This window comes from Algoriphagus ratkowskyi, assembly GCF_002150505.1.
Taxonomy (GTDB): Bacteria; Bacteroidota; Bacteroidia; order Cytophagales; family Cyclobacteriaceae; genus Algoriphagus; species Algoriphagus ratkowskyi.
Genome location: NZ_MSSV01000003.1, coordinates 372,519 through 385,636 on the forward strand (window position 1 = coordinate 372,519; position 13,118 = coordinate 385,636).

At 39.5% G+C, this 13,118-nt stretch carries 10 protein-coding genes; 4 read left to right on the plus strand and 6 right to left on the minus strand.

Going from position 1 to position 13,118, the window contains the following annotated elements; translation table 11 throughout:
• Positions 1 to 14: 14 nt before the first annotated feature.
• The 4 genes from BVH02_RS05245 to rfbC all read right to left on the minus strand — a co-directional run bounded on the left by BVH02_RS05245 (position 15) and on the right by rfbC (position 3,842).
• Positions 15 to 1,430, minus strand: coding sequence for a tetratricopeptide repeat protein (locus BVH02_RS05245; protein WP_086499796.1), 1,416 nt, complete (start codon positions 1,428 to 1,430; stop codon positions 15 to 17).
• A gap of 144 nt (positions 1,431 to 1,574) precedes the next feature.
• Positions 1,575 to 2,528 carry an NAD-dependent epimerase/dehydratase family protein gene (locus tag BVH02_RS05250; RefSeq protein WP_086499798.1) on the minus strand — a complete coding sequence of 318 codons (954 nt, stop codon included), beginning with the start codon at positions 2,526 to 2,528 and terminating at the stop codon, positions 1,575 to 1,577.
• A gap of 16 nt (positions 2,529 to 2,544) precedes the next feature.
• Positions 2,545 to 3,291 (minus strand): tyrosine-protein phosphatase, encoded by a 747-nt coding sequence (locus BVH02_RS05255; RefSeq protein WP_086499799.1) that lies wholly within the window; start codon positions 3,289 to 3,291, stop codon positions 2,545 to 2,547.
• The gene (gene rfbC, locus BVH02_RS05260; protein ID WP_086499801.1) at positions 3,291 to 3,842 is read right to left on the minus strand and encodes a dTDP-4-dehydrorhamnose 3,5-epimerase; all 552 of its coding nucleotides are present in this window, start codon (positions 3,840 to 3,842) and stop codon (positions 3,291 to 3,293) included. Before rfbC ends, BVH02_RS05255 begins: the two co-directional genes overlap by 1 nt.
• A gap of 201 nt (positions 3,843 to 4,043) precedes the next feature.
• Between rfbC and hflX the strand changes: the two genes are divergently transcribed.
• The 3 genes from hflX to BVH02_RS05275 all read left to right on the plus strand — a co-directional run bounded on the left by hflX (position 4,044) and on the right by BVH02_RS05275 (position 8,284).
• Entirely contained in the window at positions 4,044 to 5,294 is a 1,251-nt protein-coding gene (gene hflX, locus BVH02_RS05265) for a GTPase HflX (RefSeq protein WP_086499804.1), read from the plus strand.
• A gap of 133 nt (positions 5,295 to 5,427) precedes the next feature.
• A complete protein-coding gene (locus tag BVH02_RS05270; protein ID WP_086499806.1) occupies positions 5,428 to 6,495 on the plus strand; it encodes a PAS domain-containing sensor histidine kinase in 1,068 nt (355 codons plus the stop codon).
• 121 nt (positions 6,496 to 6,616) lie between these two features.
• A complete protein-coding gene (locus BVH02_RS05275; protein ID WP_086499807.1) occupies positions 6,617 to 8,284 on the plus strand; it encodes a PQQ-dependent sugar dehydrogenase in 1,668 nt (555 codons plus the stop codon).
• A gap of 18 nt (positions 8,285 to 8,302) precedes the next feature.
• Here BVH02_RS05275 and BVH02_RS05280 read toward each other — a convergent pair whose 3' ends face one another.
• The gene (locus BVH02_RS05280) at positions 8,303 to 9,955 is read right to left on the minus strand and encodes a M1 family metallopeptidase (RefSeq protein ID WP_086499809.1); all 1,653 of its coding nucleotides are present in this window, start codon (positions 9,953 to 9,955) and stop codon (positions 8,303 to 8,305) included.
• Positions 9,956 to 10,206: 251 nt separating this feature from the next.
• Between BVH02_RS05280 and BVH02_RS05285 the strand changes: the two genes are divergently transcribed.
• Positions 10,207 to 10,542 (plus strand): n-acetylglutamate synthase, encoded by a 336-nt coding sequence (locus BVH02_RS05285; protein ID WP_086499811.1) that lies wholly within the window; start codon positions 10,207 to 10,209, stop codon positions 10,540 to 10,542.
• A gap of 139 nt (positions 10,543 to 10,681) precedes the next feature.
• On the opposite strand, the gene metE is transcribed toward BVH02_RS05285, so the two are convergent.
• Positions 10,682 to 13,009 carry a 5-methyltetrahydropteroyltriglutamate--homocysteine S-methyltransferase gene (gene metE / locus BVH02_RS05290; protein ID WP_086499813.1) on the minus strand — a complete coding sequence of 776 codons (2,328 nt, stop codon included), beginning with the start codon at positions 13,007 to 13,009 and terminating at the stop codon, positions 10,682 to 10,684.
• Between the last annotated feature and the right edge of the window lie 109 nt (positions 13,010 to 13,118).

The window sequence follows — 13,118 nt, forward strand, 5'->3', positions numbered from 1 at the left end:
GCGAGGTTTTAATGTTAAGAATCGAGATTTTCGGTTCGATATTGTGCAATAATCTTGTACAATGCCTTTTGCTTTTTAAGCTCTGGCATCAACTCATACATGAGAGTATGCTTTTCAAAGTCCAAAGTTAACCCATTTTCCAAAATTGAAAACGCCTCTTTGTAATTGCCCATCTTGATAAGGTAAACAACCAACCGATAATAAAGCTCTGATTCTTCTGGTAATTCCTCAATTCCTTCCTTAGTGACATCAATTGCCTCTTCGAAACGATTCTGTTCAAAATAGATAAGTGCCAGATTTACATAGGTTTCCAAAATACCTGGTTCCAAATTGATCGCTTCTTCGTATGCTTCGGAGCTAGCCTGCATGTTGCCAAGATTAAATTCAGCATCTGCAAGTCCTACCCAATAATTAGAATTTTCTTTTGTGAGATTTAACGCTTTTTTGAAATAATGTATAGCTTCAAAGAACTTTTCCTTCTTTAACATACACATTCCTAAGCCAAACCAAGCGTCATCGTACTCTTCATCAAACTTTGCAGATTTCTTAAAGTATTTGAACGCATCATCAATTTTTTCCAACTTCTCATAGGCAGCACCCATGTAGCAGCAATTCTCCGCATTTGCCCCTTCACAATTAATAGTATTTTGGTAGGCTTCCAACGCTAGCTCGTACTGCTGCGTGTTCATCAACGCATTGCCGAGATTGAAATAGGCAGAAGCAAACGCATCATCAATCAAGATGGCATAGTCATACGCTTTAATTGCCTCTTCAAATCTACCTAGCCGGTTATAAACGACGCCCAAATTATACCAGGCACCTGCACTATACGGATCTTGGTCAATGAATTCTTGATAGAAATCAAGAATCTCGTCAAATGAGCCCTCTTCCTCAGTGATCATTGCCAACTGAAAAAGCGCGTCTTCGTGGTTGATGCGATTCTTTACAGCTTCTTTGAAATAGTAACTTGCTTTTTCATTGTTGTTCTGGACACGATACAAGTTGCCCAAGGAATATAAAACCTCAGCCTTATCTTCTGCTAGAGGCAGAAAATTCTCCAATAATTCTATCCCTTCCAGTGGTGTCCCTCCCAAAATATGCGCATTTGCCAATGCAAGAATGATTTCTTCGTTGTTAGGGGAAATGTTATTGATGTTTTCCAAGATGCCTAGGCCTTCCTCCAATTCATCATTGAAAATCAAGCATTGTGCTTGCAGCAGCTTGATTTCCACTGAGAACGGAAAACGTTCTAATGAAAACTCAGCAGCACGTAGTGCCTTCAGAAACTTCTGTTGATCAAAGTAAAATCTGATGATATCTTCCAATTCTTCCTCTTCGAAATAAAGGTCCAGATTGGATTGCAGGGAATTTTCAAATCGCTCTACCAGCTTCTTGTCATTTTCCCAATCGTGATCGTGATCTCCGGTCATTAGGATACGTTATGGTTAATTTAAGTTACCAATAAAATTGGTCTCTCAAAATCTCGATTTGTTAAAATTTTTTCCTCATTCAGAGAACATAATTATCTCTGATCTGGGGACTTGGTGAAGAAACGATTGAGATCAAAAATAAGTTTACTTTGACCAGTCTAAGGTTTCCTCTAAGCTATGATAACTACTATTTAGCAATTTGTTGACTTTGGAATTATCGAAATACACTTTTTGCTGTGAAATCATCGCAGTTTTAGTATTCAGAGGGTTTTTGCTCAATCCTAATTTTCTCAAAATCGTATTCAAAAACACTACTGTTTTCAACATAATTGGGCTAACTGCTTTTGAAGGCGCTTTCTTCCCAAAGGAGACTGCCATTTTCTCAAAGAATTCCTTGTAAGAAATGCTCTCATTGTTCAAAATAAAACGTTCTCCCCAGGCTTCTTTTTCTACCAATTCTCTGACCTGCTTAGCCGCATCACGTACGTCAATGTAATTCAGATCGCCTTTAGGATAATAGGAATTTTCTTCAATCACATAGTGATAAATGTCCGTAGAACTTCGATCATCATCGACTTTACCCAATAGAATTGATGGATTCACCACGATCAAATCCAAGCCTTCCTGTTCTCCTCTCCATGCTTCTAGTTCGGCTAAATATTTAGAAATGCCATAGTCAGTATTCAAGGGTGATTCCGTCCATTTGAAATTCTCATCGAGCTGTGTCAACTCAGGGCTTCTTCCTATCGCAGATACAGAACTGATATGCACGAGTTTTTTCACCCCTGTATTCAGCATCGCATTTACTAGATTTGTCGTGCCCTCCACATTATCACGGTGCAAACTATCCTTTTCACTTGCCGCAAAAGAAACTTTGCCAGCTGCATGAATCACTAAATCAATATCTTCCAAGGCGTTTTCCAAGGATTCCATGTCAGAAAGCTCGCCTTCATACCAAGTAATAGGAAAAGCATTTCCTGCCAGCAATCGCAGCGATGAATTTGTTCTCCGAAAACCATGAATCTCGCCAAGTGAAGCAAATTCTTTAGCCAGATAGCTTCCAAATAATCCTGTAATCCCTGTAATGAGAATATTCATTGGCTTACTCCGAGACTTAAAGAGAAGAATTGAGAAGATCTAGTTGTTTGATTTTACTGAACAATTTTGACTTGGGCAAAGTCTCCATCATATCTAAATAACGTGGATTGTGACAGTCAGTGCCAAAAAATCTAACTAAACCTTTTTCCACTAGCATTTCTCCAAAATCCTTAATAGGCTTGGAATAGAAGCCAGTTAGGGATAATAAGTTTAGTTGAAACAGCATATTTCTGTCTGTCAGATCCTGAAGCAATCCCTTATCGGAAATGAGGTATTGATAGCGCTCAGGATGTGCCAAAATCGGTTTATATCCAGCCATTTCCAATTGGAAAATAGTCTCCAAAAGCATCTGTGGCTTATTGATAAAACTTGTCTCTACCAAGATGTAGTTATCACCGAAAGTGAGTACTTCTTCGCCATTTTTAATTTTATCTAAGAAAATTTCATCCATGTAATACTCCGCCGCGGCCTCAATTTCTATCGGAATCTCTTCTTTTTTGACGGCTCGGCGAAGATCTTCAAGCCCCATCTTTATGATTTCAGGTGTGTTACGATAATACTCCGACATGATGTGCGGAGTAGTAATAATTTTTCGCAAGCCATAATCAGAAAGTCTCTTCACCAGAAGAAGGGACTCTTCCATAGTACTGGATCCGTCGTCGATCCCTGGGATCAAGTGTGAATGCATATCCACCTCTAACCAACTAAGGTCAAGGTCTTCATATACTTCCGGTTTTTTCTTAAACAGATCCAAAAATCCCATTATAATCCTCCTTCACTACTACGAAATTCTTCCAATGTAGGCCAAACGGCATCTTTCTCAGAAGTAATTGGCTCATCTATCTGCCAGTCTATAGCTAATGCTGGATCATTCCAAAGAATTCCACCTTCACTTTCTTTATGATAATAATTAGAGCATTTATAGGCAAAAACTGAATCTTCCAATACAGAAAATCCATGTGCAAATCCCGTAGGAACGTACATCAAGTTATTTCTTTGGGCATCAAGAATTGTAGAATAAATTTCCCCAAAGGTCGGTGAGTCTCTCCTCAAATCTACCACTACATCCAATACTCTCCCCTGTATCACTCGAACCAATTTTGCCTGAGCAAATTCACCCTTCTGGAAATGCAATCCACGGACAGTCCGTTTCTGAGAGTAACTCTGATTGTCTTGGACCCATCCATGAGTAACACCTTCAGATTGTAACCAATCCTCCCGATAAGATTCAAAGAAATATCCTCTTTGATCTTCAAAAATTCTTGGAAATATCTCTAAAACACCAATTAGAGGTGCTTTTATAATTTGAGCCATGGCGTATATAGAGTTAAGCTTTAAAGGACAAAATAACCACGCCTCAAAACACTATCCTAATCAATTCTAAGGAAATATGAAGAACTTTAAGGTATGCTAGCCCACAATTTGAAAAAAACTATGTAGTAAACTAGCATTTCTAAGTAAATAGGAAACTAAATTTTAACTTTTTGCATTGTTTTGACTTAGCATAAAATCTTTATGAGTAAACATACCCGCAAACTTTCAAAACTTCACGAAACAGCTGTAAAGGAAAAAACTGCCATTTTAGTAAGTGTAGTTCGTCAGTACCAAACTGATCAGCAGACAGAAGAATATCTAGATGAACTCGCATTTCTGACAGAGACTTTGGGCGCTAAGACTGTGCATCGCTTTACCCAGAAAATGGAAAAGCCAGATATAAAAACTTTCGTGGGCTCAGGAAAACTAATCGAGATTCAGGCGTATATCAAGCATTTTGAAGTGGATATTGTCATCTTCGACGATGATCTTTCTCCATCTCAAATGAGAAACTTGGAGAATGAATTGAATGTAACCATTTACGATAGATCGCTGCTTATACTAGATATTTTCTTACAAAGAGCACAAACTGCCCAAGCAAAAACTCAGGTAGAGCTTGCCAGATTCCAATATTTACTTCCGCGACTGACTAATCTATGGACTCACTTGGAGCGGCAGCGTGGTGGCACAACTACCCGTGGTGGAGCCGGTGAAAAGGAAATAGAAACAGATAAGCGAGATATTAGAGCTCGAATCACTCTTCTTAAAGAGAAGCTTCGGGAGATCGAAAAACAGAGTGAAACCCAGCGGAAAGGTAGAGAAGGAATCGTCCGTGTTGCTGTAGTAGGTTATACGAATGTGGGCAAAAGCACACTGATGAACCTGATTACTAAAACAAATATTTTGGCGGAGAATAAGCTTTTTGCAACAGTAGACTCTACCGTCCGAAAAGTCGTGCTAGAAAATGTACCATTCTTACTTTCTGATACGGTAGGTTTCATTCGAAAGCTTCCGACTCACCTTATTGCAGCGTTTAAATCTACACTAGATGAGATTCGCGAGGCAGATCTGCTTGTTCATGTTGTTGATATTTCGCATGCTCACTTCGAAGATCATATAGCTGTAGTCACCGAGACCTTGAACGAAATCAAAGCTGGAGACAAGCCAATCTTACTCGTCTTCAACAAAATAGACTTGGTAGAAACTATGCCTTCTGAAGCTGAAAGCATGAAAATGACCGAGCTAGAACTTGAAGAAGCTAATTATCTCGACTTCGAATCTTTAGCTGATGCATATCAAAAGAAAACTGGAATTCCTCCGGTTTTTATGGCAGCAGTGAACGGACTTCATGTCCATGAGTTTCGTGAATCTTTGCTCTCAGAGGTAAAAAAGTTACATCGTAAAATGTACCCGAATTATTTGGAAGATGAAACTTTCACAATAGAAGACTAAAACAATCCATAGGCTACCAATAAAAATGGTAGCCTTTTATTTTATGTTCTAAACATTATTCTTTTACTTTCTTAACCTTAAAGGCTATCCACACTTAATGTAGTGTATATCTACCTCAGCATATCCAATCAAAATGAATTCCGAGTTTTCACAATACGATGTTTTTTTTAAACTAACTCCAGACTTAGTTTGTATAGCTGGCTTTGATGGTTATTTCAAAAAAGTAAACCCTGCTGTAGTAGAAGTATTAGGTTATTCTTATGAAGAATTGTATTCCAACCCTATTTCTCACTTCATCTACCATGAAGATAAAGAAGCAACAGCAAGTGTAAGAGATGAATTACTCAGAGCCAAAACTCTAACTGATTTCGAAAACAGATATGTCTCCAAATCTGGAGAAATAGTATGGCTTTCTTGGACATCACAACCCGTTGAAAATGACAAATTAGTCTTTGCTATCGCAAAGGTTATCACACAAAAAAAAGAGCTTGAGGCAGATAGAAACGTACTTCTTACTAACCTAACCGAACTAAACAAAGACCTACGACATATAGGGCACATGACTTCTCACGACCTCAGGTCTCCTGTCAATAATCTACTTTCTATTTATGAACTGATAAATTATTCAACAATAACGGATCCTGAGACCCTAGAATTAATGGAAGTCTTCAAGATGTGCTGTGAAGATTTAAGAGAAAAACTTAATATCTATTCTAAGGAGCTTAGAGAAAAACAATCTCTTTACATTCCTACTCACGAAGTGGATCTTAAAAAAGTGACCAAAAAAGTAACCAAATCCATCGGTGCTATTATTAAAAATGCCGATGCAATTGTCATTGGTGACTTTGTAGAATTACCAAAAATCACTTCAAATGCAACCTATTTAGAAAGTATATTCCTCAATCTTATTACCAACTCCATCAAATATAGAAAGCCGGAGAAAAAACCCGTCATCACAATCACTTCAAAAATTGTGTCCCATAAGACCCATCTTATCTTTACAGATAATGGACTCGGATTTGATTTGGATGAAATGAAAGATAAAATCTTTGGTTTTCAGCAAACATTCCATACTCATAAAGACAGTCAAGGAATAGGCCTTTATTTGGTTTACAACCATGTGAAGAGTCTGGGTGGAACTATAGATGTAGAAAGCAAACTAGGAGAGGGAGCTACTTTTAGAATTATTTTAGATAGCTAAACAGTCAAAAATATTTTCTTATTCTGCAGAATAAGTATTTACCAAAAGACATTGCAGGACAGATCAATCAAAATAAATATTTTGTTTGGTGCTAATTAGCAAAACCCGCAACTTAGCACCTATGAATAAATCGTTACTTCCAGTTCTTTTAGTTGCACTTTCTTTTTTTTCCTGTACCAAACAAAATGAAATTGGAGCGGAAATCAGTACGAACAGCGAACAAATTCAGTTAGGAAAATCACTTTTTGAAGCAAGTTGTAGTACATGCCATAGCTTTGATCAGCATGGTATAGGCCCCAATCTGAGCGGTGTCACGCACAACGTAGAAACTAACTGGATCAAAAATTTCATTAAAGACCCATCGAAAGTTATCGCTTCAGGAGATCCTCGAGCAGTTAGTTTGGTAGAAAAGTATAAAACGCATATGCCTTCGTTTGCTGGACTTTCTGAGCAAGAATTAGATGACGTTTTAAGTTATCTCCACACATTTGAAACGCTACCAGATACGATTGTATTGGTGGGCTTGAAAGATCCTATTCCTGATAGCATTGCTGATTCGGGCATATATTTGGAAATTGAATTTTTTGCGCAGCTCCCAGCTTCTGACTCAAAGGCCCCAATGGCTAAAATGACCAAAATGGAGGCTGAAAGAAATTCTGGCCGTTTATTTATAAATGATCAACGCGTTGGCTTATATGAGCTAATCAATGGGAATCCGAATCTATACCTCCCTATCACTGAGCTTAAGCCAGATTTGGTAAGTAAGCCAGGATGGGCAACTGGCTTGGCTAGCTTTACTTTTCATCCTGAATTTGATCAAAATGGCACCTTCTTTACATCACATACAGAGCCTGGAGGTTCACAATCTGCAGATTATGGTTATTCTGATACCATCCCAGTTTTTATGCAATGGGTAGTAACAGAATGGAAGGCAAATAACCCTAATGCACCCGTTTTTGCTGGAAGCGAAAAGGAATTGCTTAGAATAGATATACCCTCTCAAGCTCACGGTATGCAGGAATTGACTTTTAATCCGCATGCGACAAAAGGTGATGAGGACTATGGTTTGCTGTATATAGGTTTCGGAGATGGCGGACTTACTGAAAAACGGGCGGCCTATTTATCAGATAGCAAAGGAGCTAAAATTTATAGCAGCATTCTGAGAATTGATCCTAAAGGGACAAATAGTCCTAATGGGAAGTATGGGATTCCAACAAGCAATCCTTTTGCAGGAGTCAATGGAAAAGCTGGAGAAGTTTATGCCTATGGTTTCCGAAATCCGAATAGAATCTTCTGGGACAGAGCTGGGAATATGTTTGCTACCGATATCGGACAGCACTCTGTAGAAGAATTAAATAAAATAGAGCCAGGCAAGTTCTATGGCTGGCCGATTCGAGAAGGACGCTTTATCATTAATCCACATGGCAACTTCAGAGATGTTTTTGAATTGCAGACAGGTGATGAAAATCTAGGAATCACCTATCCAGAAATCCAGCTAGACCACGATGAGCTAGCAGCGATTTTCGCAGGTTATGAAATGCCTTATGGTGAATTGAAAGGCAAATTCATTTTTGGCGATATTCTGTCAGGTAGATTATTTTTCTCAGACTTAAAAGACTTGGGCAACATGCAGGTTCAAAGCTGGGGAGTGATGTTCGAAGGAAATATAATGACGCTTAGAGAGGTAGTGAAAAATGATAGAGTGGATTTGAAATTCGGTAAGGATGCACAGAATAATATCTATATCATGTGTAAAACGGAGGGGAAAATCTATAAAATCAAGGAATAGTAAATACTGGCTAGGAACTCAATTCCCTAGGACATTCATCGTCCCTACATAGTAATCTTTGTCAACCGTGACTTTAGCGTTTTTCTGTATGTTTTCTACGGCTTGCCATTGTTGAGTTGGAGATATATGCATTTCCTTGCCATCCACATAGATTTTCACAGGCATATTAAAGCCCATTATTACATTTTCCCAGCGATAATTCAACTTACCATCCTGTAAGAAGTAACTGAAAATCGGAATGCGGATGTCTCGTAAGAATTGATCAAAAACAGGCTTCAAATCAATGCCAGCTTTCTGTGAAATGTAATTCTCTATCTGGCGAGTGGTTACAGTTTTATGGTAAAACTCAGAATTTAACCCTCTCAAGATCGATCTCCATTTCTCATCGTCATTTACAATTTGGCGGATCATGTGCAGCATGTTATGTCCCTTATTGTACATGTCCCCGGAGCCTTCCTGATTGACACCATAGGTACCAATTATTGGATCAGTATTCGCAATTCCTTTTCTCAAACCGAGCGTATAGGCTGATCCAGCTTCCTTACCATAGAAATAATCCAAAAAAAGATTTTCTGAATAAGAGGTGAACCCTTCATGTATCCACATATCTGCGATATCCCGGTAGGTGATATTATTCGCAAACCATTCATGACCTGACTCGTGAATGATGATAAAATCAAATTTCAAGCCCCAGCCAGAGCCACTTAGATCTCTTCCCAAATACCCATTTTTGTACTCATTCCCATAAGTCACTGAGCTTTGATGCTCCATTCCCAGATAGGGTGCTTCTACTAATTTATAGCTGTCTTCATAAAATGGGTAGGGTCCAAACCAATGCTCAAACGCTTCCATCAGTCGAGGAGCATCTTTAAACTGCTTTTTGGCTTTGGATAGGTTTTCGCGAAGCACATAATAATCCATGTCCAGCTCACCCTTTTCACCTTTGTATTTCTCCCCAAAGTGAACGTAGTCTCCCACGTTGATATTGACACCGTAATTGTTGATCGGATTTTTTACTTCCCAGTGGTAGGTTTTGGTCTTTGCGGACTTGTCATGATCTGTTTTGATCAGCCTTCCGTTGGAAACATCCATCAAGTTTTCCGGTACAGTCACGCTGATGAGAACACCTTGATCGGGCTCATCATACATGTGATCCTTATTTGGCCACCAGATACTTGCACCTAATCCTTGATTGGAGTTTGCAATAAACGGCAGACCATTACTATCCTGTTTCCAGGTCAAGCCCCCATCCCAAGGAGGTCGAACTGCTTCTACTGGGGTGCCAGAGAAGGCTAGGCTTAGCTCCTTTTCTTTTCCTAGTGGTTGCTCAGATTTAAGCGTTATAAAATGTGCATTTCCTTCATGCTCGATTTCCAATTCAATCCCATCTTGCTCAGCTTTGGTGAGTCGCATAGGAGCTTGCAAGTCTATTTGCATGCGGTTTTGAGCATCTAGAACTTTATACTTGACAGTATTTTTTCCCGAAAGTGATTTTGTTTCTGGATCTACTTTCACTTCCAAATGATAATACTGCAAGTCCCACCAAACGCGCTCTGGAGTTATCGTGCCTCGAAGGGTATCCTGTCTGGTGAATTTCTCTCCATGTGGAAACATCTGAGCTTGGGCACTCAAATTAAAAAGAAGGCAATAACTAATAAGTAGAGATCTCATACGCAAGTCAAAATTTGGGATTTGAATTCACAAGATACTGGTAAGGATTTATTGGAAAGCCATGGATTCTGACAAATGGACTTAATTATAGTGAAAAGAGGAGATCTCAAATGGTGATTTCACCTTTACAACTTTACCTAATCGCTTTGCTCAATTGGCTAGGTGTCCGGTGTTAGGTGAGAATATTTCCAATAGATATTAACTTTGTTTGCCTGGTTAGAATATTTAATGAAAACCAAAAACTCTCAGCTATGAATTACAACAACAAGTCCTTTAGGCCTGTAAGCAATACCGCAAATGGAGAGACTTCTTCAGAAACTGTTTTCCATTACATTCAACATGGCAATATCCTAACATGCGAGTATTCCGGCGGCAAAATAGTCCGGGGACAGTTGATAGGATTGGTAGACGATATAGGAAACATCGATATGCGTTATCATCAGGTGAATTCGCAAGGAGAGCTGATGAGCGGAATATGCCAATCAAAGCCTGAAGTTCTTGCAAATGGCAAAATCCGCCTTTACGAAACTTGGCAATGGACCTCTGGAGATCGGTCTAAAGGTGAGTCTGTTATTGAGGAGATTTGATTCATAAGCCAGAAGATCGAAGACATAAGTAACCCAATTGTTAACTTACGTTCTCTGCGAAACCTCCGTGATCTCTGCTGTTATTATTTCGCTTAGAAAAAAACGCCCAGCGGATTTTAACCCCGCCAGGCATATTTTTTTAGCTCACAGGCTCAGATACTGCTTCTCGCAGATCTTTCGCAGCAGCCACCATTTCAATTAAGGCCTTTCTGGTTTCCTCCCAATGACGGGTTTTCAAGCCACAATCAGGATTCACCCAAAGATTCCCCGCAGGGATAACCGCCTTGGCTTTGTCCATTAACTGCACCATCTCTTCCTTTGAAGGAACTCTTGGAGAATGGATATCATAAACTCCAGGTCCGATTTCGTTGGGATAGTTGAACTCTGAAAAGGCATCCAACAATTCCATTTGAGATCTGGAACACTCGATCGTAATCACATCTGCATCCATGTCTGCGATGTTTTGGATGATATCGTTAAACTCCGAATAGCACATATGTGTGTGAATCTGCGTTTCATCTTTCACGCCGCTGGCGGAAATTCTAAATGCCCGAACAGCCCAATCCAGGTAATTCTGCCAATCAGCTTTGCGAAGTGGAAGTCCCTCGCGGATCGCTGGTTCATCTATCTGAATTACACTAATTCCAGCCTCTTCCAAATCAACCACCTCATCACGAATCGCCAAAGCTATCTGAGTACAGGTCTGAGATCTCGGCTGATCATTGCGCACAAAACTCCACTGCAAAATCGTCACAGGACCTGTGAGCATTCCTTTAACAGGTTTTTCAGTAAGTGATTGGGCAAACGCCGACCAACGCACAGTCATCGGCTCAGGTCGATGTACATCTCCATAGATAATTGGAGGCTTCACGCATCTACTTCCATAACTCTGCACCCATCCAAACTTCGTGAATGCAAAACCTGCCAATTGCTCTCCAAAGTACTCGACCATGTCATTTCGCTCAAACTCCCCGTGCACGAGCACATCCATGCCGATATCTTCCTGCCAAAGGATTGATTCTTTCGTTTCATCTTCCAACAGCTTTTCATAGGCTTCTTTGGTCAAATCTCCTTTTTTGAATCTCGCTCGCCAAGATCTCACTTCGGTAGTCTGAGGAAAAGAACCAATAGTCGTTGTGGGAAAAAGTGGGAGGTTTAAAGCTAATTTTTGCTTGGATTGACGAACATTAAAGCTGCTTTTACGCTGATCATCACCTAGAGCAATACTGACTACCCTATTTTTCACTCGTCCATCGTGAATCAAAGATGAGGTTTTCCGATTTCTCCCTGCTTGTTGATTGTGTTCCAAAATTTTCAAAATATCAACAGAAGTGTCTTTTTCAATCAATTTTCTGAGAACAACGACTTCCTCGATTTTTTGCTTCGCAAAAGCCAACCATTGCTTCACCTCTGAAGGAAGCGATTCCGTGTTTTGTTCCAAATCCAAATCACAAGGAGAGTGAATTAAAGAACAGGATGGTGCGATCAAAATACGTTCTTCTCCCAGTGCATCTTTCGCCTTTTGGATCAATGCAAGTGACTGATCAAAGTCATTTTTCCAGATATTTCTTCCATCTACCACTCCCAAAGAGAGCTTGGTATCAACTTTTAATTTTCCCGAATCCAGGATATCATCCAGCTGTGAAGGGCATCTCACCAGATCAAGATGAAGAATATGCACAGGAAGGGAAAGCACAGTTACCAGATTTTCACCGAAACAATCAAAATAATTAGCCAGTATAATCTTAACAGACGGGAAAGCTTTTTTGATTTCGCCATAGACGTAGGTAAAAGCTTTCAGTTCCTTTTCTGAAAGATCCATCGCTAAAAAAGGCTCATCAAACTGCACGTATTCTGCATTTAATGCCTCTAGTTGTTTAAGAATTTCAAGATAAACGGGAAGTAAATTTTGAATCAAATCTATGCGCTCAAATCCTTCCTCTTTCTCTTTGCCCAAAAGCAAGTAGGAAACTGGACCTATAAGCACTGGTTTAGTAAGAATCCCAGCTTGCTTTGCCTCCATAAATTCTTGAATTACTTTGGTCGAAAACATCTTAAAATTCTGATCTTTCTTGAATTCTGGGACGATGTAATGGTAGTTTGTATCAAACCATTTGGTCATTTCCATTGCTGTGATATCGAGGCCATGCTGCTGATACCCACGCGCCATAGCGAAGTAAAGATCCAGTTCATTTCGCCCTTTTTGTAGGATCACTTCATGATAGCGCTCGGGAATTGCACCAACCATAAGCGACATATCCAACACTTGATCATAAAACGAAAAGTCATTGGAAGGAATCAGATCAATTCCAGCAGTTTTTTGAAGCTTCCAATTTTCTTTTCTGATGTTTGCTCCTGCGGTGACCAGTTCTGAAAGTGTAATTCTCCCTGACCAATACTGTTCGCAGACCTTCTTAAGTTCGCGGTGGCTACCAATTCGCGGATAGCCAAGATTATGCGTTTGCATCTCTTTTAACTTTAAATGATAAATAATTAGTTAAAAGCTCTATAGCAACATTTCACTATGCACGCGAATAAGTCAGTTGGAAAAGTGAAATACGCACATAGATTCTCAT

What these genes read in the sequence shown, in the direction of transcription:
- BVH02_RS05245 (WP_086499796.1), bottom strand. Translation starts at nt 1,430, where the DNA reads ATGACCGGAGATCACGATCACGATTGGGAAAATGACAAGAAGCTGGTA.
- BVH02_RS05250 (WP_086499798.1), bottom strand. Translation starts at nt 2,528, where the DNA reads ATGAATATTCTCATTACAGGGATTACAGGATTATTTGGAAGCTATCTG.
- BVH02_RS05255 (WP_086499799.1), bottom strand. Translation starts at nt 3,291, where the DNA reads ATGGGATTTTTGGATCTGTTTAAGAAAAAACCGGAAGTATATGAAGAC.
- rfbC (WP_086499801.1), bottom strand. Translation starts at nt 3,842, where the DNA reads ATGGCTCAAATTATAAAAGCACCTCTAATTGGTGTTTTAGAGATATTT.
- hflX (WP_086499804.1), top strand. Translation starts at nt 4,044, where the DNA reads ATGAGTAAACATACCCGCAAACTTTCAAAACTTCACGAAACAGCTGTA.
- BVH02_RS05270 (WP_086499806.1), top strand. Translation starts at nt 5,428, where the DNA reads ATGAATTCCGAGTTTTCACAATACGATGTTTTTTTTAAACTAACTCCA.
- BVH02_RS05275 (WP_086499807.1), top strand. Translation starts at nt 6,617, where the DNA reads ATGAATAAATCGTTACTTCCAGTTCTTTTAGTTGCACTTTCTTTTTTT.
- BVH02_RS05280 (WP_086499809.1), bottom strand. Translation starts at nt 9,955, where the DNA reads ATGAGATCTCTACTTATTAGTTATTGCCTTCTTTTTAATTTGAGTGCC.
- BVH02_RS05285 (WP_086499811.1), top strand. Translation starts at nt 10,207, where the DNA reads ATGAATTACAACAACAAGTCCTTTAGGCCTGTAAGCAATACCGCAAAT.
- metE (WP_086499813.1), bottom strand. Translation starts at nt 13,009, where the DNA reads ATGCAAACGCATAATCTTGGCTATCCGCGAATTGGTAGCCACCGCGAA.